We start from the raw sequence: 25649 nt of genomic DNA, 5'->3' as shown, positions 1-25649 counted from the left end.
GCTTAGCGGTCCACGTCGGCCATAACGAAGTCGATACTACCCAGGTACGCGATCAAGTCCGCGACCATGCTGCCGCGGATCACCGAAGGGATCTGCTGCAGGTGGGCGTAGCTTGGGGTACGGATCCGGGTGCGATAGCTCATGGTGCCGCCGTCGCTCGTCAGGTAATAACTGTTGATGCCCTTGGTCGCTTCGATCATCTGGAAGGACTCGTTGGCCGGCATGACCGGGCCCCACGAAACCTGCAGGAAGTGCGTGATCAGGGTCTCGATGTGCTGCAGCGTGCGTTCTTTCGGCGGCGGCGTGGTCAGCGGGTGATCCGCCTTGTACGGGCCTTCCGGCATGTTGCGCAGGCACTGGTCGATGATCTTGATGCTCTGGCGCATCTCTTCGACGCGGACCATGCAACGGTCATAGGCATCGCCGTTGGCCGCCAGCGGCACTTCGAACTCGAAGTTCTCGTAGCCGGAGTACGGGCGCGCTTTGCGCAGGTCGAAATCACAACCGGTGGAACGCAGGCCGGCACCGGTAACGCCCCATTCCAGGGCCTCTTTGGTGTTGTAGGCCGCGACGCCGATGGTACGACCCTTGAGGATGCTGTTCTGCAAGGCGGCCTTGGTGTACTCGTCGAGGCGCTTGGGCAGCCATTCGACGAAGTCTTTCACCAGTTTGTCCCAGCCGCGCGGCAGGTCGTGGGCGACGCCACCGATGCGGTACCAGGCCGGGTGCAGGCGGAAACCGGTAATGGCTTCGATCACCGTGTACGCCTTCTGGCGGTCGGTGAAGGTGAAGAACACCGGGGTCATGGCGCCGACGTCCTGGATGTAGGTCCCCAGGAACAGCAGGTGGCTGGTGATCCGGAAGAACTCGGCCATCATGATGCGGATGACGTCGACCTTCTCCGGTACCTTGATCCCGGCCAGTTTCTCGACCGAGAGCACGTACGGCAGGTTGTTCATCACGCCGCCGAGGTAATCGATACGGTCGGTGTAGGGGATGAAGCTGTGCCAGGACTGACGCTCGGCCATCTTCTCGGCGCCACGGTGGTGGTAGCCAATGTCCGGTACGCAGTCGACGATTTCTTCACCGTCCAGCTGCAGGATGATCCGGAAGGCACCGTGGGCCGAAGGGTGGTTCGGGCCCAGGTTGAGGAACATGTAGTCCTCGTTGGCGCCGGAGCGCTTCATGCCCCAGTCTTCCGGCTTGAAGCGCGCGGCCTCTTCTTCCAACTGTTGCTTGGCCAGGTTCAGGCTGAACGGATCGAACTCGGTGGCGCGCGCCGGGAAGTCCTTGCGCAGCGGGTGACCTTCCCAGGTCGGCGGCATCATGATGCGCGACAGGTGAGGGTGGCCGGCGAAGTCGATGCCGAACATGTCCCAGACTTCACGCTCGTACCAGTTGGCGTTCGGCCAGATACCGGTCACGGTCGGCAAGCTGAGGTCGCTCTCGGACAAGGCGACCTTGATCATTACGTCACTATTACGTTCGATCGACAGCAGGTGGTAGAACACGCTGAAGTCGGCGCCTGGCAGCCCCTGGCGCTTGGTGCGCAGACGCTCGTCCACGCCATGCAGGTCATAGAGCATGACGTACGGCTTGGGCAGGTTGCGCAGGAAGGTCAGGACTTCGACGAGTTTGGCGCGGGTAACCCACAGTACCGGCATGCCGGTGCGGGTGGCCTGGGCGGTGAATGCCTCAGGGCCAAAACGGTTATTGAGTTCGACGACCACATCCTGGTCGTCTGCCTTATAAGGCGGGATGTACAGAGCACTGCCTGTAGTCATGGTTTTTTATCGCTTTCGGTCAACGTAAAGAATGAAGCCAGTTTTTCGTTCTTTGTAAGAAGCGCTCTGGATCAGACTTCGTCGGGGCTGCGCAGGTTGGTTACCTGAATACGCTGTTCGCGGCGCGCTTCCTTTTGCGACGGCATTTCGGCGCGGTACACGCCTTGGTCGCCGACGACCCAGGAAAGTGGGCGACGCTCCTGGCCAATCGACTCCTGCAAGAGCATCAGGCCTTGCAGAAAAGCTTCAGGGCGGGGCGGGCAGCCAGGCACGTAGACGTCCACGGGCAGGAACTTGTCCACCCCCTGAACAACGGAGTAGATGTCGTACATGCCACCGGAGTTGGCGCACGAACCCATGGAGATAACCCACTTCGGTTCGAGCATTTGCTCGTAGAGACGCTGAATGATCGGCGCCATCTTGATGAAGCAGGTTCCGGCAATAACCATGAAGTCCGCCTGGCGCGGTGATGCCCGGATAACCTCGGCGCCGAAGCGCGCGATGTCGTGGGGCGCCGTGAAGGCGGTGGTCATTTCCACGTAGCAGCAGGACAGGCCGAAGTTGTACGGCCATAGGGAGTTCTTACGCCCCCAGTTGACCGCGCCGCTCAGCACGTCTTCCAGCTTGCCCATGAAGATGTTTTTGTGGACTTGATCTTCTAACGGATCGGCAACGGTTTCCCGTTCGCCGATAGGGTACTGCTCGTTAGGAGCATCGGGGTCGATCCTGGTGAGATTGTATTGCATCGCCAAAGCCTCATTGTTTTAGCTTCGCCTGCCGCTTACGACGACCTTCCGGAGCCCAATCAAGAGCCCCCACCCGCCAAAGGTAGACAAGACCTGCCAACAGAATTGCTATGAAAACGAGAGCTTCGACGAATCCGGTCCAGCCGCTTTCGCGGACGGACACAGACCAGGCAAAGAGAAAGAGGGCTTCGATATCGAAGATCACGAAGAGCATCGCGACCAGATAGAATTTGGCTGAGAGCCGCAAGCGGGCGCCACCGGTAGGTAGCATGCCGGACTCGAACGGTTCGTTTTTGCTGCGGCCCCAGGCTTTTGACCCGAGGAGGCTGGAGACGCCGAGCATGAAGGCGCAGAGGCCGCCTACACCCAGAAGGAAAATGGCAAAGCCCCAGTTGTGGGCCATGAGTCCTGTCGCTTCGGGCATGCTGGTAATCCTTAACAGAGAGCAAAGGTCTCTGAGCTTGATAAAGAAATAAAGCAGTGACGATATGTCGCAGCGCAATCAATCGGCGTGATTTTATGGCTAAACACCGGGCAAGTAAATTTTCTATAGCGAAATTATTTAATGGAATAAGGGCATGGCCCCCCTTGCAAGCCCCGTAAGCCACGCCCTGTGGGCATTAGCGGGGGTTTTGTTAATTATGTTTTGTGTGCGCTGTAACGAACATTGCATTGTCTAAATGATAATCAATATTATTTGGCGTTGCTTTTAAAGAGTGGTTCTCATGGGAGGCCACTAAGTTGCGTTTTATATGCCCGTTACAGCAAGTTGCGAGCGAGCTCCTTTTACCCGCTTTTTTCTTTGCGAATACCGCTCTGGATCAATGTTTTGTCAGAGGGTTGGCGGTGGCTGGAGCGGCTGCATCGTGTGCAGGCTTGTTCTTGGGGGGAGGAGAGCTGCTCTTGCAGGTGCGAGCTGGTTCGCGATGGCCCTGCTGAAGCGCAGGCAAAAAAACGCCCCGAACCAGTCGGGGCGTCAGATGTTCGGCATTCCAGTTAGCTTTCTACACGGTCTGGAATGGCCGTTGTCTTGCGTGAAGCCGAATCAGTGGAACTGTTCTTCTTCGGTGGAGCCGGTCAGTGCGGTCACCGACGACGAGCCGCCCTGGATCACGGTGGTCATGTCGTCGAAGTAGCCGGTGCCCACTTCCTGCTGGTGAGCCACGAAGGTGTAGCCCTTGGCGGCGTCGGCGAATTCCTGCTCCTGCAGTTTCACGTAGGCGGTCATGTCGTTGCGGGCGTAGTCGTGCGCCAGGTTGAACATGCTGTGCCACATGTTGTGAATGCCGGCCAGGGTAATGAATTGGTGCTTGTAGCCCATGGCGGACAGTTCGCGCTGGAACTTGGCGATGGTCGCGTCGTCCAGGTTTTTCTTCCAGTTGAAGGAAGGCGAGCAGTTGTACGACAGGATCTGGTCCGGGTATTCCTTCTTGATCGCCTCGGCGAAGCGACGGGCCTCGTCCAGGTCCGGCTTGGCGGTTTCGCACCAGATCAGGTCGGCGTATGGCGCGTAAGCCAGGCCGCGGGCGATAGCCTGGTCGAGGCCAGCGCGCACTTTATAGAAACCTTCCTGGGTGCGGGTGCCGGTGACGAACGGCTGGTCGTACGGGTCGCAGTCGGAGGTCAGCAGGTCGGCGGCGTTAGCGTCGGTACGGGCCAGGATGATGGTCGGTACGCCGGCAACGTCGGCTGCCAGACGGGCAGCGGTCAGCTTCTGTACGGCTTCCTGGGTCGGCACCAGTACCTTGCCGCCCATGTGGCCGCATTTTTTCACAGAAGCCAGCTGGTCTTCGAAGTGAACGCCGGCAGCGCCTGCCTCGATCATGCTTTTCATCAGCTCGTAGGCGTTCAGTACGCCGCCGAAACCGGCTTCGGCGTCAGCCACGATCGGTGCGAAGTAGTCGATGTAGCCGTCGTCGCCCGGGTTCTTGCCAGCTTTCCACTGGATCTGGTCGGCGCGACGGAACGAGTTGTTGATGCGCTTGACCACGGTTGGAACCGAGTCCACCGGGTACAGCGACTGGTCGGGGTACATGGATTCGGCGGAGTTGTTGTCCGCGGCCACTTGCCAGCCCGACAGGTAGATCGCCTGGATGCCGGCTTTGACTTGTTGTACCGCTTGGCCGCCGGTCAAGGCGCCCATGCAGTTGACGAAATCTTTTTCAGGACGGAAGGACGGTTTGGCACCCTGGGTCACCAGGTTCCAGAGCTTCTCGGCGCCCATGCGTGCCAGGGTGTGCTCAGGTTGAACCGAGCCACGCAGACGGACAACGTCGGCAGCGGAGTAAGTGCGAGTCACGCCTTTCCAGCGCGGGTTTTCAGCCCAGTCTTTTTCAAGGGCTGCAATTTGCTGTTCGCGTGTCAGTGCCATGGAGATAAACCTCGTCGCATCTTGTGTGAAAAGTCGTTCTGGGGTGGAAAATCTCGCTCCACCAGATGCGCAGGGTAAAAATGCGTCACTGGCTGCTCGCTGACCAGAAGCTTAGGCGGTCAAGCCGGGTTCGGCGCAGATGGCGACGGGTGAACGATGGGCTCAAGGGGGGAAAGTGAGCAGGTAAGGGCTGGCTGTCGAACACATTCGGGCGTCGTGGGCCCTTGTATGGTCAAGCAGGGTGTTGCCGATCTACCTAATTAGCTTCCGTCCCTCGGGACAACCTCGTTCCAGTCGCAATCTCGTCAAACGCACCTTGTGGGCGGTACAGACACGAATCGGCTCAGGTGGGTAGGTTAGAGCGGCGATCCGAAGGCCCTTGCCAGGGCCCCTGATTAGCGGGAGCGAGGCCATCATGCCTTCGGTTTTTTGGCTCGTCAAACGTTTTGTAGTGCTTTTTTTATAACACTACATCTTTGGTCTAATACGACTAATCAGTCAGTTTTAGGTGCTTCAGTCCAAGGCGTCGACTTTCACTCGCAAGGTCATGTCATCCCGGCCTTGAGTCGAGTAGCTGCGGGTTAGCGCCTGTTTTTCGGCCTGGTTCTGGCGATTGACGCCGGCCAGGGTGATCCACTCGCCAAGTCGACCGCTGACTGTTGTGTCGGTGCTTTGCACGTTCACTACATCGGGACGTTCCTGGCTCATGCGGTCACGATTGGTGCTGATGCTCAGGTGAACGGTTTCGCCGGTAACGCTGGCCGTGACGTAGAAACCCTGGGTGACGTTGCGATACTGGGTCTGGTTTTGCAGGCGACCGTAAGGATCGGTCTGGGTGGTGGTCAGCGGCACGCTCTGGCCGACCTGGATCAGCGCCGGTACGCCTTCGCTGGCCTGGACCTGCTGGATGCCGCCATCGCGGCTTTCGGTGCTGCGGTTGATGATTCGCGCCTGCGGCACACCGTTGACCGAGTAGCCCTGGCTGTCCTGGCTATTGTTTTCGCTGGTGTCGACGGTGATCAGCAGGCGCTTGGCGGCGGTATCCAGTTGCGCGATGAAGGCGCGCAGTTCCTCGATCTTTTGTGGTTCGGCATTGACGATCAATTGGTTGCCGTAGGCGCTGACTTTGCCGTCCTTGCCGAGGAAGTTCTGCGCAACGGGTAGCAGGTCGGCGCTGGTGCGGTTGTTCAGGGGCACGATCTCGGTAGCTGCAGCGGCTGAAAAGCTGGTAGCCAGCAGTAGCGTCGTGAGCAGGGTGCGTAGGGACATGTCCGTTATCTCCGCTAGGGGTGGAAGCCTTGAGTTTGACAGTTTGTCGGCTCGCGGTGGGGCAAGTTGAATCGCACGCAGCAAAACGCCCCGGCATCCTTGGGTCCAGTTTAGCTTGCCGGACCTGCGGATGGCGGGGCGTTTCAAGGTGCCTGTCTGTAGGAGCGGCCGGTCGACGCTCGATTGCTCGCGATGAATCGTGAGGCGGATAGCCGCATCGACCTCATCGCGAGCAAGTTCGCTCCTACAAGGCGCTGTCGCGCACCATATCAACGTGAGGGATCCCGACTTCCAGGAACTCCTCGCTGACCACACGAAAGCCCAGGCGTTCGTAGAACGCAGTCGCCTGGACCTGGGCGCTGAGCATCAGTTGCTTGAGGCCACGTTTCTCGGCTTCGCCGATCACCGCCTGCATCAGCGCATCGCCCACCTTCAGGCCGCGCCAGTCCTTGAGGACCGAGACGCGGCCAACTTCCCCGACGGGCAACAGGCGCGCGGTGCCGATCGGAAAGTCGCCTTCGAGCGCGAGGAAATGCAGCGCGCCGTCGTCGTCGGCGTCCCACTCCAGCTCAGGGGGGACGGATTGCTCGATGATGAACACCGCTTCACGAATGCGCCGGATCTCGGCGTTGTCCTTTTGCCAGTCTGCGACACGTACGCGAATCTTATTCATCGGCAAATCCCAGGCTCCCTTGCTTGACCAGTTCGCACAGCAGGCCGCGTCCGTCCTCGTCCGCCAGCCATGGACCGAGGTTGTCGATGTGCAGCGCGTCGGCGGCGCAAATCATCTTCAGCAGGTCGCGCAGCTTGCCCGGCAGGTAACGACTCTGGCCGCTGGCGAACAGCAGCAGGTCGTCGTCGACTTCGGACCAGGCCAGGCGTGCGCTCGGGTTGCGGATCAGTACCGCGCCCTCTTCGAGGCTGCCGAGCAGGTCTTCTTCTTCCAGCTCGGGGCCGACCACCAGTTCCGGGTAGCGCGGCTCGGTCATGAACTGGCCGAACCAGGTCAGCAGCAGGCGCTCATCGCTCATGTGCTCGGCCAGCAGGCCCTTGAGGCGATCGAGGGCGTCGTGCTGGATCTGATGCGGGTCGCTGACCGGCTGGGCGTCGGCGTCGGTGTAGCGTTCTTCGTCAGGCAGGAACTGGCTGAGGAAGTCGGTGAAGTGGGTCAGCACTTCAGCGGCGCTCGGCGCGCGGAAGCCCACCGAGTAGGTCATGCAATCGTTCACGGCAATGCCGTAGTGCGCCAGGCGCGGCGGCAGGTAGAGCATGTCGCCGGGTTCCAGGACCCAACTTTCGGTTTCTTCGAAGTCGGCGAGGATGCGCAGGTCCGAGTGCGGCTGCAGCGGGCTCTCGGTGTCGCACATCTGGCCGATCTTCCAGTTGCGCTTGCCGTGGCCCTGCAGCAGGAACACATCGTAGTTGTCGAAATGCGGGCCGACGTTACCGCCAGGCGCGGCGAAACTGATCATCACGTCGTCGATGCGCCAGCTCGGCAGAAAGCGGAAGTGTTCCAGCAACTCGGCGACTTCCGGGACGAACTGGTCGACGGCCTGGACCAGCAGGGTCCAGTCACGTTCCGGCAGCTTGCTGAACTCGTCTTCGGCGAAGGGGCCACGGCGCATTTCCCAAGGGCGTTCGCCGTGCTCGAGGATCAGGCGCGATTCGACTTCCTCTTCCAGGGCCAGGCCAGCCAGTTCGTTGGCGTCGATCGGGCTCTCGAAGTCGGGCAGGGCCTGACGGATCAGCAGGGGCTTTTTCTGCCAGTAGTCACGCAGGAATTCCCGTGCGCTGATGCCGCCCAAAAGTTGAAGAGGAATGTCAGGATTCATGTGTAACCTATTGAAAAAATGCACTTTTCATACGGGAATAAAAACGCCCGGCGCTGCCGGGCGTCAAAGGTCTTGCCATCGATCAGATGCGTTTGGCTTGTGCCACGGCATTGCCGATGTAGCTGGCCGGGGTGAGCTTTTTCAGCTCGGCCTTGGCCGCTTCAGGCATTTCCAGCGCGTCGATGAAGGTCAGCAGCGCTTCAGGGCTGATGCCCTTGCCGCGCGTCAGTTCCTTGAGTTTTTCGTACGGGTTTTCGATGTTGTAGCGACGCATCACGGTCTGGATCGGCTCGGCCAGGACTTCCCAGCAGGCGTCCAGGTCGTCGGCGATCTTCTGGGCGTTGAGCTCCAGCTTGCTGATGCCTTTGAGGCTGGCTTCGTAGGCGATCACGCTGTGGGCGAAACCGACGCCCAGGTTGCGCAGTACGGTGGAGTCGGTCAGGTCGCGCTGCCAGCGGGAGATCGGCAGTTTGCTCGCCAGGTGCTGGAACAGGGCGTTGGCGATGCCCAGGTTGCCTTCGGAGTTTTCGAAGTCGATCGGGTTGACCTTGTGCGGCATGGTCGAGGAGCCGATTTCGCCGGCAATGGTGCGCTGCTTGAAGTAGCCCAGGGAGATATAGCCCCAGATATCGCGATCGAAGTCGATCAGGATGGTGTTGAAGCGTGCGATGGCGTCGAACAGCTCGGCGATGTAGTCGTGCGGCTCGATCTGCGTGGTGTACGGGTTGAAGCTCAGGCCCAGCTCGTCTTCGATGAAGGCGCGGGCGTTGGCTTCCCAGTCGATTTCCGGGTAGGCCGACAGGTGGGCGTTGTAGTTGCCCACGGCGCCGTTGATCTTGCCCAGCAGCGGTACGGCGGCCACTTGAGCGATCTGGCGCTCCAGGCGGTACACCACGTTGGCCAGCTCTTTGCCCAGGGTGGTCGGCGAAGCCGGCTGGCCGTGGGTGCGCGACAGCATCGGTACGTCGGCGAAACGCAGTGCCAGTTCGCGGATGGCGTTGGCGGTCTGGCGCATCAGCGGCAGCATCACTTCGTCGCGGCCTTCGCGCAGCATCAGGGCGTGGGACAGGTTGTTGATGTCCTCGCTGGTGCAGGCGAAGTGGATGAACTCGCTGACGTTGGCCAGCTCAGGCAGCTTGGCGGCTTGTTCCTTGAGCAGGTACTCGATGGCCTTGACGTCGTGGTTGGTGGTGCGCTCGATCTCTTTGACGCGCTCGGCGTGCTCCAGAGAGAAATTTTCCGCCAGTGCGTTGAGCACCGCGTTGGCCTCGGCGGAGAACGCCGGCACTTCGCTGATAGCGGAATGGGCGGCCAGGCGCTGGAGCCAGCGAACTTCGACCAGGACGCGAGCACGGATCAGGCCGTATTCGCTGAAAATAGGGCGCAGGGCCTGGGTTTTGCCGGCGTAGCGGCCGTCAACAGGGGAAACCGCAGTGAGCGAAGAGAGCTGCATGGGGTGTTCTCGGACAGTCGGGCAACGAAATGGGGCGCGTATCATACATGAAAATATCCGCCGGTCCGTTGCCAACTGACCGGCGTATTACGCGTTACTGACTTGAAACGGTATTGCGGGCGCGCTTCAGCTGTTGCGCATCAGAGGATAAAGCTCTTTGAGCAACTTGCGGCGGCTGACCACCAACTGCCAGCGGTGGCCGCCCAGCTGGCGCCACAGGCGCGCCGAGCGAATGCCGGCCAGCAGCAGGGCGCGGATCTTCGAGGCATTGCTCGGTTGCTGCAGGTTGCGCATGTCGCCATGCACCTGGATGCGTTGGCGCAGGGTGCTCAGGGTGTCCTGGTACAGCGAGCCGCAGGCGGCAATCACGTTTTCGTGGGCCGGGCCGAAATGTTCGACCTGGGACTGGATTTGCGGCAGGCGCTTGCCGATCGTTTCCAGCAGGTCATCGCGCTTGGCCAGCTGGCGCTCGAGGCCGAGCATCGACAGGGCGTAGCGCAGCGGCTCGCGCTGCAGGGTGCTGGGGTCGCGCTCCAGGGCACCGATCAGGGCGCGATAACCTTCGCGCAGGTTGATATCGTCGCCGCCGTAGACTTCCAGGGTGTCTTTCGGGTCGCGGATCAGCAGGCTGCCGAGCATGCAGCTCAAGGAGGCCTCGCTGACCTGGCCGGTCTTGGCGATCTTGTCCACTAGGACGGCGGCGAGAAATACGCCGCCCAATGCTGTCAGTTGCTCCTGGATCGGGCTCATGCCTTGCTGCTCCAGGGTTCGGCGACTTCGATCACGCCGCCGCCCAGGCAGATCTCGCCGTCATAGAACACCACGGACTGGCCGGGCGTCACCGCGCGTTGCGGGTCGTCGAAGGTGGCGCGGTAGCCGCTGGCGGTCTTTTCCAGGGTGCAGGGCTGGTCGCTCTGGCGGTAGCGCACTTTCGCGGTGAGGCGGCGCGGCTGGCTCAGGTCGATCGGGTTGACCCAATAGATGTCGGAGGCGAGCAGGGCGCGGGAGAACAGCCACGGGTGATCGTTGCCCTGGCCGACGATCAGCTCGTTGTGCTCCAGGTCCTTGATCAGCACGTACCAGGGTTCTTCTCCGGCGTCCTTGAGACCGCCGATACCCAGGCCCTGGCGCTGGCCGATGGTGTGGTACATCAGGCCGTGGTGGCGGCCGATCACTTCGCCTTCAGTGGTCTTGATCTCGCCGGGCTGGGCCGGCAGGTACTGCTTGAGGAAGTCGCTGAAGCGCCGTTCACCGATAAAGCAGATGCCGGTGGAGTCCTTCTTCTTCGCGGTGGCCAAGTCGTGTTTCTCGGCGATCGCGCGGACTTCGGGTTTTTCCAGTTCGCCCACCGGGAACAGGGTCTTGGCGATCTGTTCGCCGCCGACGGCATGGAGGAAGTAGCTCTGGTCCTTGTTCGGGTCCAGGCCCTTGAGCAGTTCGGTGCGCCCGTCGATATCGCGGCGGCGTACGTAGTGGCCGGTGGCGATCAGGTCGGCGCCGAGCATCATGGCGTAGTCGAGGAACGCCTTGAACTTGATTTCGCGGTTACACAGGATGTCCGGGTTCGGCGTGCGGCCGGCCTTGTATTCGGCCAGGAAGTGCTCGAATACGTTGTCCCAGTATTCAGCGGCGAAGTTGGCGGTGTGCAGCTTGATGCCAATCTTGTCGCACACGGCCTGGGCGTCCGCGAGGTCGTCCATGGCGGTGCAGTATTCGGTTCCGTCGTCTTCCTCCCAGTTTTTCATGAACAGGCCTTCCACCTGGTAACCCTGCTCCATCAGCAGGAGGGCGGAAACGGAAGAGTCCACGCCGCCGGACATGCCGACGATGACGCGCTTCTTTTGGGTGTCAGAAGGGGCTGGATCACGCATAGGAATTCAACGGGTGTCTTGAAAAAGGACGCGATTCTAACAGGCTGAGGCCTGCAAGGCTAAAACTGCGGTTAAAGCGACGGACGGATCAGCCCCAGGCTGTGCAGCGGGCCGGCCAGATAGTCGTCGAGGCACTGGATGATCAGTTCGCTGCGCCATTGTGGGCGCAATGCCAGCAGCTCGTCGCGGTTCAGCCAGCGTGGGCCGATGATGCCGTCGTCCAGTTGATAGTCGGGGTGATGCTTGAGCGGTTTGCCGGCGAAACATACGCGCTGATAGGTCACGCCATTGCTCGGAGCGGTATACAGATAAATGCCGACCACGCCGGTCAACTCGATGTCCCAGCCGGTTTCTTCCAGGGTTTCGCGGATAGCGGCCTGGAGCAGGCTCTCATTCGGGTCCAGGTGCCCGGCGGGCTGGTTGAGCACGGCCTGTTCGCCCTGGAACTCCTCGACGAACAGGAAGCGTCCCTGGTTCTCGACGACAGTGGCGACGGTGATGTGGGGTTGCCATTCCATATATAAAGCTCTGTCTTGAGTGGGCAATCATCATAAAGCGAACGCTGCCCCTGTAGGAGCGAGCTTGCTCGCGATAAGGCGTCAACGATAATGCGACCTGCCTGTAGCACCACGATTTCACGGCGTTTCTTTCGCGAGCAAGCTCGCTCCTGCAGTGAAAGCGTTTTGCGAAAAGCACAAACCCCGGCACTGGGCCGGGGTTTGTGTTGGGGCGGTGTCGCTTAAGCCAGCGCAGCGATAGCTGCGTTGAGGGTGGCGCTTGGGCGCATGGCCTTGCTCACCAGCTCAGGGTTGGCGCTGTAGTAGCCGCCGATGTCCACAGGCTTGCCCTGGACGGCGTTGAGTTCGGCAACGATGGTCGCTTCGTTCTCGGTCAGGGTCTTGGCCAGGGGGCTGAACTGCGCTTGCAGGGCAGCATCTTCGGTCTGGGCGGCCAGGGCCTGGGCCCAGTACAGCGCCAGGTAGAAGTGGCTGCCGCGGTTGTCGATGTTGCCGACTTTGCGCGATGGCGACTTGTTGTTGTCCAGGAACTGACCGGTTGCCTGGTCGAGTGTCTTGGCCAATACCAGCGCTTTCGGGTTGTTGTAGGTGTTGCCCAGGTGCTCCAGGGAGGCGGCCAGGGCCAGGAACTCACCCAGGGAGTCCCAGCGCAGGAAGTTCTCTTCCAGCAACTGTTGTACGTGCTTGGGTGCCGAACCGCCGGCGCCGGTTTCGAACAGGCCACCGCCGTTCATCAGCGGCACGATCGACAGCATCTTGGCGCTGGTGCCCAGTTCCATGATCGGGAACAGGTCGGTCAGGTAGTCGCGCAGTACGTTGCCGGTGACGGAGATGGTGTCCTTGCCTTCACGGGTGCGGGCCAGGGTGAATTTCATGGCGTCGACGGGCGACATCACGCGGATGTCCAGGCCGGCGGTGTCGTGGTCCTTCAGGTAAGCCTGGACCTTCTCGATCATCACGCCGTCGTGGGCGCGCATCGGGTCCAGCCAGAAGATGGCTGGGGTGCTGCTTGCGCGGGCGCGGTTGACGGCCAGCTTGACCCAGTCCTGGATCGGCGCGTCCTTGGTCTGGCACATGCGGAAGATATCGCCGGCTTCGACGGCCTGTTCCAGCAGCAGGTTGCCCTTGCTGTCGGTGACGCGTACGACGCCGTCAGCCTTGATCTGGAAGGTCTTGTCGTGGGAGCCGTACTCTTCGGCTTTCTTGGCCATCAGGCCAACGTTCGGCACGCTGCCCATGGTGGTCGGGTCGAAGGCGCCGTTGGCCTTGCAGTCTTCGATCACCGCCTGGTAGATGGTGGCGTAGCAGCGGTCCGGGATCAGTGCCTTGGTGTCGTGCAGTTGACCGTCGGTGCCCCACATCTTGCCGGAGTCGCGGATCATGGCTGGCATCGAGGCGTCGACGATCACGTCGCTCGGCACGTGCAGGTTGGTGATGCCTTTGTCGGAGTTGACCATGGCCAGGGCAGGGCGCACGGCGTAGACCGCCTGAATGTCGGCTTCGATCGCGGCTTGCTGGTCGGCCGGCAGGGCCTGGATGCGGGCGTACAGGTCGCCGATGCCGTTGTTCAGGTTGAAGCCGATTTCCTTCAGTACGGCGGCGTGCTTGCTCAGGGCGTCCTGATAGAACTCGGCAACGATCTGGCCGAACATGATCGGGTCGGAAACCTTCATCATGGTGGCTTTCAGGTGAACCGACAGCAGTACGCCTTGCTGCTTGGCGTCTTCTATTTCGGCGGCGACGAAGGCGCGCAGGGCTTTTTTGCTCATGACTGCGCAATCGAGGATCTCGCCGGCTTGTACGGCGGTTTTTTCCTTCAAGACGGTAGCGCTACCGTCTTGAGCGATCAGCTCGATCTTGACGTTGTCCTGGGCGTCGATCAGGGCGGCTTTTTCGCTGCCGTAGAAATCGCCGTTGCTCATATGAGCAACGTGGGACTTGGAGTCTTTGGCCCAGGCGCCCATCTTGTGCGGGTGCTTGCGCGCGTAGTTCTTCACCGACAGTGGGGCGCGGCGATCAGAGTTGCCTTCGCGCAGGACCGGGTTCACGGCGCTGCCCTTGACCTTGTCGTAGCGCGCCTTGGCGTCTTTGTCGGCGTCGCTGGTGATGCTTTCCGGGTAGTCCGGTAGCGCGTAGCCCTTGGCTTGCAGCTCTTTGATGGCGGCCTGAAGTTGCGGTACCGAAGCACTGATGTTCGGCAGCTTGATGATGTTGGCTTCAGGCGTTACGGCCAGTTCGCCCAGCTCGGCCAGATGGTCCGGTATGGCTTTGTCGCCCAGCAGCTCCGGGAAGCTGGCAAGAATACGCCCTGCGAGAGAGATGTCGCGGGTCTCCACGGCGATATCGGAAGAAGCGGTGAAGGCTTCGATGATAGGCAGCAGCGAGTAGGTGGCGAGGGCGGGGGCTTCGTCGGTGAAGGTATAGATGATCTTCGAGCGGGTGGGCATATTCGGATTAACTCTCTTCTTTGCTAAAGCGTGCGCAGAAACTCGAGGGGCGCCGGGTAAGCGCGTTCGTTCAAAGTCATCCGTGAGCCGAATGTCGAGGTTTCTTCGCGGTGATGTTGGGTGCATCAGTCGAGCGTCAAGCGGGTGGGTTGCGGTAACAACCCGGCTTTTGGCGGAAAGTCTCGGCTACGTTTTTTCCGGTAACAGAGGGCTCGGCCGTCGTGACTCTGTGGTCAGCGGCCGCATTATACATAGGTCGCTGGCAAAACGCTGATGGTTCATAGGCGCGCCGTCTCGTCCATTGGTCTAAAGGTCGCAGGCGGGACGGCGGCGTAGAGTCGCTCGAAGTGCTCGAGTTTGGCGTTTTTCCCTTTGCTTTCAGGCTTGTAGGCCCCGAACTACGCAGCTTTCGCGGCAGATGAGTGGAACATGAGGTTCCCGTCCAGATTCAACTGGGGTACGCTCGAACGCAGCCAGATGTTCAATCCACACAACGGAGTTCAGCATGGGATACAAGAAGATTCAGGTTCCAGCAGTCGGCGACAAAATCACCGTCAATGCAGACCATTCTCTCAATGTTCCTAACAACCCGATCATCCCTTTCATCGAAGGCGATGGTATTGGCGTTGATATCAGCCCGGTCATGATCAAGGTTGTCGATGCTGCTGTTAAGAAGGCCTACGGCGGCGAGCGCAAAATCTCCTGGATGGAAGTCTATGCCGGCGAGAAAGCCACTCAAGTGTACGACCAGGACACCTGGCTCCCTCAGGAAACGCTGGATGCAGTCAAGGATTATGTGGTGTCCATCAAGGGCCCGCTGACCACTCCGGTAGGGGGCGGTATCCGTTCCTTGAACGTGGCTCTGCGCCAGCAACTGGACCTGTATGTCTGCCTGCGCCCGGTGCGCTGGTTCGAAGGCGTACCGAGCCCGGTGAAAAAGCCTGGTGATGTCGACATGACCATCTTCCGTGAGAACTCGGAAGACATTTACGCCGGTATCGAATGGAAGGCCGGCTCCGCGGAAGCGACCAAGGTCATCAAGTTCCTCAAGGAAGAAATGGGTGTCACCAAGATCCGTTTCGACGAAAACTGCGGCATCGGCGTCAAGCCGGTTTCCCTGCAAGGCACCAAGCGTCTGGCACGCAAGGCGTTGCAATATGTGGTCGATAACGACCGCGATTCGCTGACCATCGTGCATAAAGGCAACATCATGAAGTTCACCGAAGGTGCCTTCAAGGAATGGGCCTATGAAGTGGCGGCCGAAGAGTTCGGTGCGACGCTGCTCGACGGCGGTCCATGGATGCAGTTCAAGAACCCGAAGACCGGCAAGAACGTGATCGTCAAGGACGCCATCGCCGATGCTATGCTGCAGCAGATCCTGCTGCGTCCGGCTGAGTACGACGTTATCGCTACCCTGAACCTGAACGGCGACTATCTGTCCGACGCGCTGGCGGCTGAAGTAGGCGGTATTGGTATCGCTCCGGGCGCCAACCTGTCCGACACCGTCGCGATGTTTGAAGCTACCCACGGTACCGCGCCGAAGTATGCGGGCAAGGACCAGGTGAACCCGGGGTCGCTGATTCTTTCCGCGGAAATGATGTTGCGTCATATGGGCTGGACCGAAGCGGCCGACCTGATCATCAAGGGCACCAACGGCGCCATCGGCGCCAAGACCGTGACTTATGACTTCGAGCGCCTGATGGATGGCGCTACGCTGTTGTCGTCGTCGGCATTCGGCGATGCGCTGATCTCGCACATGTAAGTCAACGCGCAGTCAACAAAACGGCCGGCTCAAGTGATTGAGCCGGCCGTTTTGTTATGACTGTTTCAATGGCTGAAGATGAAGGGCTCAGCTCAGGGCCGTTTCCTGGAGGGATGGGGTTGCAGCGGGGGCGTTCTGGGGTTTGATGGAGTTGATCTTCACGGCGTGCAGGCCCTTGGGGCCCTGCGTGATCTCGAAGCTTACAGCCTGACCGGCTTTCAAGGTTTTGTAGCCTTCCATCTCGATGGCCGAGTAGTGGGCGAAAAGGTCGTCGCTTTTGCCCTCCTCATTGATAAAGCCATAACCCTTGGCGTTGTTGAACCACTTGACCTTGCCGCTTGCCATGCTCATATCCCTCTGCAACAGACTCCATCACTGGAGTATCATCCAGTTCATCCGCAGCGCAATTCTGAAATATAGGATTGACGGTGCGGACCTTTATTACCCAATGTGGGCTCTATTGGTTGTAACACCGTTTTGCCGATAGTCAAGGTGACCCGGCAGTCGGAGTTGAAATCCTCCCGGAGCGCCCCCACCACTGTATTTGCTCAACTAACGAACCTTTCTTTCCATGCATGCAATCAGCCAGATTCGACTAACATTCAATCAGGATCGCCCGGACTTCCAAGACGACGATTCCGCTGGCTTGGCTGTACAGGAAGCTAAGCCAACGTTGCAGGCACCGCCGATGTACAAGGTGGTTTTGTTCAATGATGACTACACACCGATGGATTTCGTCGTCGAAGTGCTCGAGGTGTTTTTTAACCTGAATCGCGAGCTGGCGACCAAGGTAATGCTGGCCGTTCATACGGAAGGACGGGCAGTATGTGGATTGTTTACCCGCGACATCGCCGAGACCAAGGCCATGCAGGTCAACCAGTACGCCAGGGAAAGCCAGCATCCGCTACTCTGTGAAATCGAGAAGGACGGTTAACGCCGACCACTTGGGTATGAGGTGAAGCTATGTTAAACCGCGAGCTCGAAGTCACCCTCAATCTCGCCTTCAAAGAGGCGCGTTCGAAGCGTCATGAGTTCATGACCGTCGAACACCTCTTGTTGGCTCTTTTGGATAATGAGGCCGCCGCCACTGTTTTACGTGCCTGCGGAGCAAACCTCGACAAACTCAAGCACGACCTGCAGGAGTTCATCGACTCCACCACGCCGCTGATTCCCGTGCATGACGAGGATCGCGAAACTCAGCCAACCCTGGGCTTCCAGCGTGTACTGCAACGTGCTGTCTTTCATGTACAGAGCTCGGGCAAGCGCGAAGTGACCGGCGCCAATGTGCTGGTGGCAATCTTCAGTGAGCAAGAGAGTCAGGCGGTGTTCCTGCTGAAACAGCAGAGCGTTGCCCGTATCGATGTCGTCAACTACATCGCCCACGGTATTTCCAAGGTGCCAGGGCATGGCGATCATTCTGAAGGCGAGCAGGATATGCAGGACGAAGAAGGCGGCGAGCCTTCTTCTTCGAGCAATCCGCTGGATGCCTATGCCAGCAACCTTAATGATCTGGCGCGCCAGGGGCGTATCGACCCGTTGGTGGGGCGTGAGCAGGAGGTTGAGCGCGTAGCGCAGATCCTCGCTCGCCGGCGCAAGAACAACCCGCTGTTGGTGGGTGAGGCTGGCGTGGGTAAAACCGCGATCGCCGAAGGCCTGGCCAAGCGTATTGTCGATAGCCAGGTGCCCGATCTGCTGGCCAGCAGCGTGGTGTATTCCCTGGATCTTGGCGCTTTGCTGGCGGGTACCAAATACCGCGGCGATTTCGAGAAGCGCTTCAAGGCATTGCTGGGCGAGCTGAAGAAGCGTCCGCAGGCGATTCTGTTTATCGATGAAATCCATACCATCATTGGTGCCGGTGCGGCGTCCGGTGGGGTGATGGATGCCTCGAACCTGCTCAAGCCACTGCTGTCTTCGGGCGATATCCGCTGCATTGGTTCGACCACCTTCCAGGAGTTCCGCGGAATTTTCGAGAAGGATCGGGCCTTGGCGCGGCGCTTCCAGAAAGTCGATGTGTCCGAGCCTTCGGTAGAAGACACCATCGGCATCCTGCGTGGGCTCAAAGGGCGCTTCGAGCAGCATCACAGCATCGAGTACAGCGACGAAGCATTGCGCGCCGCTGCCGAGTTGGCTTCGCGTTATATCAATGACCGGCATATGCCTGATAAAGCCATCGATGTGATTGATGAGGCGGGTGCCTATCAGCGTTTGCAGCCATCGGAGAAACGCGTCAAGCGTATCGAGGTGGCCCAGGTCGAGGATATCGTGGCGAAAATCGCGCGGATTCCGCCGAAGCACGTCACCAGTTCCGATAAGGAGCTGTTGCGTAATCTCGAGCGCGACCTGAAGCTGACGGTGTTTGGCCAGGATGCGGCGATCGACTCGCTGTCTACTGCGATCAAGCTGTCCCGCGCGGGCCTGAAGTCGCCAGACAAGCCTGTCGGTTCGTTCCTGTTCGCCGGGCCTACTGGTGTCGGCAAGACCGAAGCGGCACGGCAATTGGCTAAGGCGCTGGGTATCGAGCTGGTGCGTTTCGACATGTCCGAGTACATGGAGCGTCACACGGTCTCGCGTCTGATCGGTGCACCTCCGGGTTATGTCGGTTTCGACCAGGGCGGTTTGCTGACCGAGGCGATTACCAAGCAACCTCATTGTGTATTGCTGCTCGATGAAATCGAAAAGGCCCACCCGGAAGTCTTCAACCTGCTGCTGCAGGTAATGGACCATGGCACCTTGACCGACAACAACGGGCGCAAGGCGGATTTCCGCAACGTGATCGTGATCATGACCACCAACGCCGGAGCCGAAACGGCTGCGCGGGCTTCCATCGGGTTCACTCATCAAGATCACTCTTCCGATGCCATGGAAGTGATCAAGAAGAGCTTTACGCCGGAGTTCCGTAACCGTCTGGACACCATTATCCAATTTGGTCGCCTCAGTCATGAGGTCATCAAGAGCGTGGTGGACAAGTTCCTCACCGAACTGCAGGCGCAATTGGAAGACAAGCGCGTCCAGCTGGAGGTTACCGATGCAGCCCGCAGTTGGCTGGCGGCGGGGGGGTACGATGTGACCATGGGGGCTCGCCCCATGGCGCGCCTGATCCAGGACAAGATCAAGCGTCCGCTGGCGGAGGAGATACTCTTTGGCGAGCTGGCCGAGCATGGCGGTGTGGTACACATCGACATCAAGGATGGCGAGCTGACCTTCGAGTTCGAGACCACTGCAGAAATGGCCTGACAGGCTGTAACAGGAAAGGCGCCGCAAGGCGCCTTTTTTGTCTTGCCTGCGCGAAGGGAAAATCGCAGGCAAACAAAAACGCCCGGCATGGCCGGGCGTCTTGTATTGACTTGCTTAGCGAGCGCGGTAAGTGATGCGCCCTTTGCTCAAGTCATAGGGCGTCAGTTCGACGCGCACTTTGTCACCGGTAAGAATACGAATGTAGTTCTTGCGCATCTTGCCGGAGATATGCGCGGTTACGACGTGCCCATTTTCCAACTCCACACGAAACATGGTGTTGGGCAGGGTGTCGACGACAGTGCCTTCCATTTCGAAGCTGTCTTCTTTCGACATGCAGTAAAGCCCTCGGTGTCCAATGAATGGCCCGGTGCAACTGCGCCAGGCAAAAGCGGCGTGCATTGTGCCCGAAAAGTGGGGTTCAAGCCAAGGGCTTCTAGTTCAGGATGACCCATCTCTGGTTAATCAGCAGCTCGATAGGTCGATATTGGGTCTTGTAGTTCATCTTTTTGCAGTTTTTGATCCAGTATCCGAGATAGACCGCATCCAGGCCCAGGCGCAAGGCTTCGCCGATCTGCCACAGAATGGCAAAGCGGCCAAGGCTGCGGCGTTCTTCCTCGGGTTCGTAGAAGGTATAGACCGCGGAAAGACCGTTGGGCAGCAGATCGGTGACGGCCACGGCGAGCAGGCGTCCATCGAGGCGGAATTCGTAGAATCTGGAGAAAGGCAGGTCGCGAACCAGAAAGGTCGAGAACTGATCGCGGCTGGGGGGGTACATGTCGCCATCGGCATGGCGCTGCTCGATATAGCGCTGGTAAAGGTCGAAGTATTCTTCGCTGAAGCCTGGTTTGACGGGCTGGACGTGCAGGTCGGCATTGCGTTTGAGAATGCGTTTCTGCTGGCGATTGGGCAAGAACTGCGCGGCAGGAATGCGCGCCGGAACGCAGGCATTGCAATTTTGGCAATGCGGCCGGTACAGGTGGTCGCCACTACGGCGAAAGCCCATTTCCGACAGGTCTGCGTAGACATGCACATCCATGGGCTGACTAGGGTCGAGGAACAGTGTGGTCGCCTGTTCGTCGGGCAGGTAGCTGCAAGAGTGGGGCTGAGTGGCATAAAACTTCAAACGCGCCAACTCGGTCATGAATCAACCCTCGGAATAAGCTTTGAATTAAGTGTAAGCCACGCCGGCAAAACCCGCCTAGGAAACCCATATGGCGCGGCTGGGCTGCTCCAGATGGCGCTGCAGATAGCCGGCGAACTCGTGGCGCGGGATGGCCCGGGCGCCCAGGCTGTGCAGGTGGTCGGTGGGCATCTGGCAATCGATCAGGGCGAAACCCCAGGCTCGCAGGCGTTCGACCAGCGTAACGAAGCCGAATTTCGAGGCATTATCGGCGCGACTGAACATCGATTCGCCGAAGAACAGCTGGCCTATTGCTAGTCCATACAGCCCGCCCACCAGCACGCCTTGGTCCCAGACTTCAACCGAATGGGCGTACCCGCGTTGGTGCAGTTCAAGGTAGGCATTTTGCATCGATTCGGTGATCCAGGTGCCATCGGCGTAGGTGCGTGGTGCCGCGCAGGCGCGAATGACCGCTGCAAAGTCCTGGTCGAAGGTGACCTGATAGCGTTGCTGGCGCAGCAGTTTGTTCAGGCTGCGCGATACGTGCAGCTCATCTGGAAATAACACGGTGCGCGGGTCGGGGGACCACCAGAGGATCGGCTGGCCCTCGGAAAACCAGGGGAAGCAGCCGTGGCGATAGGCCTGGATCAGCCGGTCGGCGGACAAGTCGCCGCCCGCGGCCAGCAGGCCATTGGGGTCGCGCAGGGCCTTTTCCAATGGCGGGAAGTCGAGGGTGTTGCGTTGTAACCAGGTCAGCATGGCATTCAGACTTGCGGAAGGGGAGGGCGGTGGCGGGCCGGAAAGGTCCGCCGCAAGCGTAGGTCGGGAGGTCAGTTGTCGTCGAGGAATTTCTCCGCATCCAGCGCGGCCATGCAGCCTGCTCCCGCAGAAGTGATGGCCTGGCGATACACGTGGTCCGCCACATCGCCCGCAGCGAACACGCCCTGGATGCCGGTTGCCGTGGCGTCGCCTTCGCTGCCGCCCTTGACCCGAAGGTAGCCGTCGCGCATTTCCAGTTGGTCCTTGAACAAATCCGTATTGGGCTTGTGACCGATGGCGATGAATACCCCGGCCAGCGCCAGCTCCCGGGTTCCTTCGGTCAGGCTGTCGCGCAGGCGAGCGCCAGTCACGCCGCTGGCATCGCCCAGCACTTCGTCGAGATTCTGGTTCCAATGCAGGCGGATATTGCCCTTGGCGGCTTTCTCGAACAGTTTGTCTTGGAGAATCTTCTCGGCGCGCAGCTTGTCGCGCCGGTGGATCAGGTGAACTTCTTTGGCGATGTTGGAGAGGTACAACGCTTCCTCCACGGCGGTGTTGCCGCCACCGACCACGGCAACCACCTGATTGCGATAGAAAAATCCATCGCAGGTGGCGCAGGCCGATACGCCTTTGCCGGCAAAGGCTTCCTCGGAGGGCAAGCCCAGGTATTGGGCCGAGGCGCCAGTGGCGATGATCAGCGCGTCGCAGCTATAGGTGCCGCTGTCGCCCTCGAGGATAAAGGGCCGCTGCTGCAACTTGGCGGTATGGATGTGGTCGTAGACGATCTCGGTGTCGAAGCGTTCGGCATGCCTTTGCATGCGTTCCATCAGCACCGGGCCGGTCAGGCCTTCCACGTCGCCGGGCCAGTTGTCGACCTCGACGGTAGTGGTCAGTTGACCGCCGGCTTGTAGGCCGGTGATGACAGTCGGTTTGAGGTTGGCGCGGGCGGCATAAACGGCGGCGCTGTAACCGGCAGGGCCGGAGCCTAGAATGATCAGGCGTGAATGCTTCGCTTGGTTCATAAAAACACCTCATAAGCCTTTGTCACAAAAGAGAATGCATGCTCAAATTGAATAATGCATAAAGTGTTTCTGGTTAGGCTGCAGTGAGTATTCGGGCAGCGTGGCATGGCGCTTATAAATCCGTACAATGCGGGTTTGTATCCATATGTTGAATACCATCGGCTTTGCAGGATCGCAGCCGCGACAGCGCTTACAGTTTCGCAATGCAGGGGCAGAATGTTAAAAGTAGCCCCAGTTACGCTTGTCAACTTTTTACCTGCTCGGATTGGGCAGTATTTTTTAGTCGATCAACAGTTGGACGCGCCCATGGCGCAGGAAAAGACGCGTTTTGAAGAAATCCACCGCTGCACCTAAAACAGTAGTCCCACTCTGGCGCCAACAATTGCACTACCGGCTCAAGGAAGGTGCGTTGATCGCGATTGGGGCCTTGTGCCTGTTCCTGATGATGGCATTGCTGACATACGGCAAAGACGATCCGGGCTGGAGTCACAACAGCAAGATCGACGACGTGCAGAACTTCGGCGGCCCTGCCGGTTCCTACAGCGCCGATATCCTGTTTATGGTGTTGGGTTATTTCGCCTATATCTTCCCGTTGTTATTGGCGATCAAGACTTATCAGATCTTCCGTCAACGCCACGAGCCGTGGCAGTGGAGCGGCTGGCTGTTTTCCTGGCGCCTGATCGGCCTGGTCTTCCTGGTCCTTTCCGGCGCCGCATTGGCGCACATCCATTTCCATGCGGCCACCGGCTTGCCAGCCGGCGCGGGTGGGGCGCTGGGCGAAAGCCTGGGCGACCTGGCGAAGAACGCGCTGAACATCCAGGGCAGCACCCTGATGTTCATCGCCCTGTTCCTGTTCGGCCTGACTGTGTTCACCGACCTGTCCTGGTTCAAGGTCATGGATGTGACCGGCAAGATCACCCTCGACCTGTTCGAACTGTTCCAGGGCGCCGCCAATCGCTGGTGGGCGGCGCGTACCGAACGCAAGCAACTGGTCGCCCAACTGCGCGAAGTGGATGCCCGGGTCGATGAAGTGGTCGCGCCGATCGTGCCCGACAAGCGTGAACAGGCCAAGGTCAAGGAGCGCCTGATCGAGCGCGAGCAGGCCTTGAGCAAGCACATGTCCGACCGTGAGAAACAGGTCCCGCCGGTGATTGCCCCGGCCCCGGTAAAAGCGCCGGAGCCGAGCAAGCGCGTGCAGAAAGAAAAACAGGTTCCGCTGTTCGTCGACAGCGCGATCGAAGGCACCTTGCCACCTATCTCGATTCTCGATCCGGCGGAAAAGAAACAACTCAATTACTCCCCCGAGTCACTGGCGGCGGTCGGCCACCTGCTGGAAATCAAACTCAAGGAGTTCGGGGTCGAGGTAACGGTGGATTCGATCCACCCGGGCCCGGTGATTACCCGTTACGAGATCCAGCCCGCGGCCGGCGTCAAGGTCAGCCGTATCGCCAACCTGGCCAAGGACCTGGCGCGTTCGCTGGCGGTGACCAGCGTGCGTGTGGTGGAGGTGATTCCCGGCAAGACCACCGTGGGTATCGAGATCCCCAACGAAGACCGGCAGATCGTGCGCTTCTCCGAAGTGCTGTCGACCCCGGAATACGACAACTTCAAATCCCCGGTCACCCTGGCCCTGGGCCACGATATCGGCGGCAAGCCGATCATCACCGACCTGGCCAAGATGCCTCACCTGCTGGTGGCCGGTACCACCGGTTCCGGTAAGTCGGTGGGGGTGAACGCGATGATCCTGTCGATCCTGTTCAAGTCCGGCCCGGAAGACGCCAAGCTGATCATGATCGACCCGAAAATGCTCGAGTTGTCGATCTACGAAGGCATCCCGCACCTGTTGTGCCCGGTGGTGACCGACATGAAGGACGCGGCCAACGCCCTGCGCTGGAGCGTGGCCGAGATGGAGCGGCGCTACAAGTTGATGGCGAAGATGGGTGTGCGGAACCTGTCCGGCTTCAACCAGAAGGTCAAGGAGGCCATCGAGGCCGGTACGCCGCTGACGGATCCGCTGTACAACCGCGAAAGCATCCACGACGAAGCACCGCTGCTGAGCAAGCTGCCGACCATCGTGGTGGTGGTGGACGAATTCGCCGACATGATGATGATCGTCGGCAAGAAGGTCGAAGAGCTGATCGCGCGGATCGCCCAGAAAGCCCGTGCGGCGGGCATCCATTTGATCCTCGCGACCCAGCGGCCGTCGGTGGACGTGATCACCGGTCTGATCAAGGCCAACATTCCGACCCGCATGGCGTTCCAGGTCTCGAGCAAGATCGACTCGCGGACCATCATCGATCAGGGTGGCGCCGAGCAGCTGCTGGGCCATGGTGACATGCTCTACATGCCGCCAGGCACCAGCCTGCCGATTCGCGTGCACGGTGCCTTCGTTTCCGATGATGAAGTGCACCGGGTCGTGGAAGCCTGGAAACTGCGCGGCGCGCCGGAATACAACGACGACATCCTCAACGGCGTCGAAGAGGCCGGCAGCGGCTTCGAGGGCGGTGGAGGCGGTGGCGACGGCGACGACGCCGAGACCGATGCGCTGTACGACGAAGCGGTGCAGTTCGTCCTCGAGAGCCGTCGGGCGTCCATCTCCGCGGTGCAGCGTAAACTCAAGATCGGCTACAACCGCGCGGCCCGCATGATCGAGGCCATGGAAATGGCCGGCGTGGTGACCGCCATGAACACCAACGGCTCCCGCGAAGTGATTGCGCCGGGTCCGATGCGCGATTGAGCAGCGACCCGATACCGGCGACGCGTCCCCCGCGCCGCCGGCTTTTTCCACGAATCTAATGAGGACTCCCATGCGTCTTATCCGCATGCTGCTGGTACCGGTACTGGCTTTAACTACGCTGTCGGCCCATGCCGATCAGCAAGACGTGGCGCGTCTGACCCAGTTGCTGGAAAAGTCCCAGACCCTGACCGCGCGCTTTTCGCAATTGACCCTCGACGGCAGCGGTACTCAGTTGCAGGAAACTGCCGGCGACATGGCGTTGCAGCGTCCGGGCCTGTTCTACTGGCACACCGACGCGCCACAGGAACAACTGATGGTCTCCGACGGTAAAAAGGTTTCCCTGTGGGACCCGGACCTGGAACAGGTCACCATCAAGACCCTGGATCAACGCCTGACCCAGACCCCGGCGCTGCTGCTGTCGGGCGATGTGTCGAAAATCAGCGAAAGCTTCGATATCAGCGCCAAGGAAGCCGGCGGGGTGATCGACTTCATCCTCAAGCCGAAAACCAAGGACACCCTGTTCGACAGCCTGCGCCTGTCGTTCCGCAACGGCCTGGTCAACGACATGCAACTGATCGACAGCGTCGGCCAGCGCACCAACATCCTGTTCACCGGGGTCAAGGCTAACGCCCCGATTGCCGCCTCCAAGTTCAAGTTCGACATCCCCAAGGGTGCCGACGTGATTCAAGAATAACGAGCCGCGACCCAGAGGTTTCAAACGTCA

General features: G+C 59.9%; 22 protein-coding genes. 5 read left to right on the top strand and 17 right to left on the bottom strand.

Translation table 11 applies throughout. The annotated features are described in order from the left end of the window. Positions 1-2 precede the first annotated feature (2 nt). From nuoC to BTN82_RS18425, 12 genes are all read right to left on the bottom strand, one after another. Entirely contained in the window at positions 3-1784 is a 1782-nt protein-coding gene (nuoC, locus tag BTN82_RS18480; protein ID WP_075120552.1) for an NADH-quinone oxidoreductase subunit C/D, read from the bottom strand. Between the two features lie 71 nt (positions 1785-1855). Continuing rightward, positions 1856-2530, bottom strand: a complete 675-nt coding sequence (locus tag BTN82_RS18475) for a NuoB/complex I 20 kDa subunit family protein (RefSeq protein WP_075120551.1) — start codon at positions 2528-2530, stop codon at positions 1856-1858. A 10-nt stretch (positions 2531-2540) separates the two neighbouring features. Continuing rightward, a complete protein-coding gene (locus tag BTN82_RS18470; RefSeq protein ID WP_007929187.1) occupies positions 2541-2954 on the bottom strand; it encodes an NADH-quinone oxidoreductase subunit A in 414 nt (137 codons plus the stop codon). A 621-nt stretch (positions 2955-3575) separates the two neighbouring features. After that, on the bottom strand, positions 3576-4901 hold the full coding sequence (gene aceA, locus BTN82_RS18465; protein WP_075120550.1) for an isocitrate lyase: 1326 nt from the start codon (positions 4899-4901) through the stop codon (positions 3576-3578). Positions 4902-5414: 513 nt separating this feature from the next. Further along, entirely contained in the window at positions 5415-6170 is a 756-nt protein-coding gene (locus BTN82_RS18460; RefSeq protein ID WP_075120549.1) for a secretin N-terminal domain-containing protein, read from the bottom strand. A gap of 244 nt (positions 6171-6414) precedes the next feature. Then, positions 6415-6843, bottom strand: a complete 429-nt coding sequence (locus BTN82_RS18455) for a GNAT family N-acetyltransferase (protein WP_075120548.1) — start codon at positions 6841-6843, stop codon at positions 6415-6417. Then, complete coding sequence (locus BTN82_RS18450) at positions 6836-8002, bottom strand: cupin domain-containing protein (RefSeq protein WP_075120547.1); 1167 nt, start codon at positions 8000-8002, stop codon at positions 6836-6838. Before BTN82_RS18450 ends, BTN82_RS18455 begins: the two co-directional genes overlap by 8 nt. An 82-nt stretch (positions 8003-8084) precedes the next feature. After that, positions 8085-9455: an adenylosuccinate lyase gene (purB, locus tag BTN82_RS18445; RefSeq protein ID WP_075120546.1), complete on the bottom strand. Its 1371-nt coding sequence runs from the start codon at positions 9453-9455 to the stop codon at positions 8085-8087. 126 nt (positions 9456-9581) lie between these two features. Beyond that, positions 9582-10205, bottom strand: coding sequence for a high frequency lysogenization protein HflD (gene hflD / locus BTN82_RS18440; RefSeq protein WP_075120545.1), 624 nt, complete (start codon positions 10203-10205; stop codon positions 9582-9584). After that, positions 10202-11326, bottom strand: coding sequence for a tRNA 2-thiouridine(34) synthase MnmA (gene mnmA / locus BTN82_RS18435; RefSeq protein ID WP_075120544.1), 1125 nt, complete (start codon positions 11324-11326; stop codon positions 10202-10204). Before mnmA ends, hflD begins: the two co-directional genes overlap by 4 nt. Positions 11327-11397: 71 nt before the next feature. After that, positions 11398-11844, bottom strand: coding sequence for an NUDIX hydrolase (locus BTN82_RS18430; RefSeq protein WP_075120543.1), 447 nt, complete (start codon positions 11842-11844; stop codon positions 11398-11400). A gap of 221 nt (positions 11845-12065) precedes the next feature. Continuing rightward, positions 12066-14291, bottom strand: a complete 2226-nt coding sequence (locus tag BTN82_RS18425; RefSeq protein ID WP_075120542.1) for an NADP-dependent isocitrate dehydrogenase — start codon at positions 14289-14291, stop codon at positions 12066-12068. A gap of 505 nt (positions 14292-14796) precedes the next feature. Between BTN82_RS18425 and icd the strand changes: the two genes are divergently transcribed. Further along, complete coding sequence (gene icd, locus BTN82_RS18415) at positions 14797-16053, top strand: NADP-dependent isocitrate dehydrogenase (protein WP_044463918.1); 1257 nt, start codon at positions 14797-14799, stop codon at positions 16051-16053. Positions 16054-16140: 87 nt separating this feature from the next. Here icd and cspD read toward each other — a convergent pair whose 3' ends face one another. Then, complete coding sequence (gene cspD, locus BTN82_RS18410; RefSeq protein WP_075120575.1) at positions 16141-16398, bottom strand: cold shock domain-containing protein CspD; 258 nt, start codon at positions 16396-16398, stop codon at positions 16141-16143. Positions 16399-16624: 226 nt separating this feature from the next. Here cspD and clpS point away from each other — a divergent pair, with 226 nt between their 5' ends. Together clpS and clpA are read left to right on the top strand one after the other, a co-directional pair. After that, positions 16625-16987, top strand: coding sequence for an ATP-dependent Clp protease adapter ClpS (gene clpS / locus BTN82_RS18405; protein WP_009044582.1), 363 nt, complete (start codon positions 16625-16627; stop codon positions 16985-16987). Positions 16988-17016: 29 nt separating this feature from the next. Beyond that, entirely contained in the window at positions 17017-19287 is a 2271-nt protein-coding gene (clpA, locus tag BTN82_RS18400; RefSeq protein ID WP_075120541.1) for an ATP-dependent Clp protease ATP-binding subunit ClpA, read from the top strand. A gap of 114 nt (positions 19288-19401) precedes the next feature. On the opposite strand, the gene infA is transcribed toward clpA, so the two are convergent. The 4 genes from infA to trxB all read right to left on the bottom strand — a co-directional run bounded on the left by infA (position 19402) and on the right by trxB (position 22188). After that, positions 19402-19620, bottom strand: coding sequence for a translation initiation factor IF-1 (gene infA, locus BTN82_RS18395; protein WP_002553999.1), 219 nt, complete (start codon positions 19618-19620; stop codon positions 19402-19404). Positions 19621-19720: 100 nt separating this feature from the next. Beyond that, entirely contained in the window at positions 19721-20428 is a 708-nt protein-coding gene (locus tag BTN82_RS18390; protein WP_075120540.1) for an arginyltransferase, read from the bottom strand. A gap of 57 nt (positions 20429-20485) precedes the next feature. Further along, positions 20486-21166, bottom strand: a complete 681-nt coding sequence (gene aat / locus BTN82_RS18385; protein WP_075120539.1) for a leucyl/phenylalanyl-tRNA--protein transferase — start codon at positions 21164-21166, stop codon at positions 20486-20488. Between the two features lie 71 nt (positions 21167-21237). Then, entirely contained in the window at positions 21238-22188 is a 951-nt protein-coding gene (gene trxB, locus BTN82_RS18380; protein ID WP_075120538.1) for a thioredoxin-disulfide reductase, read from the bottom strand. 328 nt (positions 22189-22516) lie between these two features. On the opposite strand from trxB, the gene ftsK reads away from it, so the two are divergent. Continuing rightward, positions 22517-24925: a DNA translocase FtsK gene (gene ftsK / locus BTN82_RS18375; protein ID WP_075120537.1), complete on the top strand. Its 2409-nt coding sequence runs from the start codon at positions 22517-22519 to the stop codon at positions 24923-24925. Positions 24926-24995: 70 nt separating this feature from the next. Next, complete coding sequence (gene lolA / locus BTN82_RS18370; RefSeq protein WP_075120536.1) at positions 24996-25619, top strand: outer membrane lipoprotein chaperone LolA; 624 nt, start codon at positions 24996-24998, stop codon at positions 25617-25619. Positions 25620-25649 lie beyond the last annotated feature (30 nt).

It is taken from the genome of Pseudomonas chlororaphis, assembly GCF_001921865.1.
Taxonomy (GTDB): domain Bacteria; phylum Pseudomonadota; class Gammaproteobacteria; order Pseudomonadales; family Pseudomonadaceae; genus Aquipseudomonas; species Aquipseudomonas chlororaphis_D.
The sequence above is the reverse complement of the archived record's forward strand: the minus strand, read 5'-3'. Positions and strand labels throughout refer to the sequence as shown.

Bases quoted from the DNA above. Each gene is read 5' to 3' on its own strand.
- nuoC (WP_075120552.1), bottom strand. From the start codon at position 1,784: ATGACTACAGGCAGTGCTCTGTACATCCCGCCTTATAAGGCAGACGAC.
- BTN82_RS18475 (WP_075120551.1), bottom strand. From the start codon at position 2,530: ATGCAATACAATCTCACCAGGATCGACCCCGATGCTCCTAACGAGCAG.
- BTN82_RS18470 (WP_007929187.1), bottom strand. From the start codon at position 2,954: ATGCCCGAAGCGACAGGACTCATGGCCCACAACTGGGGCTTTGCCATT.
- aceA (WP_075120550.1), bottom strand. From the start codon at position 4,901: ATGGCACTGACACGCGAACAGCAAATTGCAGCCCTTGAAAAAGACTGG.
- BTN82_RS18460 (WP_075120549.1), bottom strand. From the start codon at position 6,170: ATGTCCCTACGCACCCTGCTCACGACGCTACTGCTGGCTACCAGCTTT.
- BTN82_RS18455 (WP_075120548.1), bottom strand. From the start codon at position 6,843: ATGAATAAGATTCGCGTACGTGTCGCAGACTGGCAAAAGGACAACGCC.
- BTN82_RS18450 (WP_075120547.1), bottom strand. From the start codon at position 8,002: ATGAATCCTGACATTCCTCTTCAACTTTTGGGCGGCATCAGCGCACGG.
- purB (WP_075120546.1), bottom strand. From the start codon at position 9,455: ATGCAGCTCTCTTCGCTCACTGCGGTTTCCCCTGTTGACGGCCGCTAC.
- hflD (WP_075120545.1), bottom strand. From the start codon at position 10,205: ATGAGCCCGATCCAGGAGCAACTGACAGCATTGGGCGGCGTATTTCTC.
- mnmA (WP_075120544.1), bottom strand. From the start codon at position 11,326: ATGCGTGATCCAGCCCCTTCTGACACCCAAAAGAAGCGCGTCATCGTC.
- BTN82_RS18430 (WP_075120543.1), bottom strand. From the start codon at position 11,844: ATGGAATGGCAACCCCACATCACCGTCGCCACTGTCGTCGAGAACCAG.
- BTN82_RS18425 (WP_075120542.1), bottom strand. From the start codon at position 14,291: ATGCCCACCCGCTCGAAGATCATCTATACCTTCACCGACGAAGCCCCC.
- icd (WP_044463918.1), top strand. From the start codon at position 14,797: ATGGGATACAAGAAGATTCAGGTTCCAGCAGTCGGCGACAAAATCACC.
- cspD (WP_075120575.1), bottom strand. From the start codon at position 16,398: ATGGCAAGCGGCAAGGTCAAGTGGTTCAACAACGCCAAGGGTTATGGC.
- clpS (WP_009044582.1), top strand. From the start codon at position 16,625: ATGCATGCAATCAGCCAGATTCGACTAACATTCAATCAGGATCGCCCG.
- clpA (WP_075120541.1), top strand. From the start codon at position 17,017: ATGTTAAACCGCGAGCTCGAAGTCACCCTCAATCTCGCCTTCAAAGAG.
- infA (WP_002553999.1), bottom strand. From the start codon at position 19,620: ATGTCGAAAGAAGACAGCTTCGAAATGGAAGGCACTGTCGTCGACACC.
- BTN82_RS18390 (WP_075120540.1), bottom strand. From the start codon at position 20,428: ATGACCGAGTTGGCGCGTTTGAAGTTTTATGCCACTCAGCCCCACTCT.
- aat (WP_075120539.1), bottom strand. From the start codon at position 21,166: ATGCTGACCTGGTTACAACGCAACACCCTCGACTTCCCGCCATTGGAA.
- trxB (WP_075120538.1), bottom strand. From the start codon at position 22,188: ATGAACCAAGCGAAGCATTCACGCCTGATCATTCTAGGCTCCGGCCCT.
- lolA (WP_075120536.1), top strand. From the start codon at position 24,996: ATGCGTCTTATCCGCATGCTGCTGGTACCGGTACTGGCTTTAACTACG.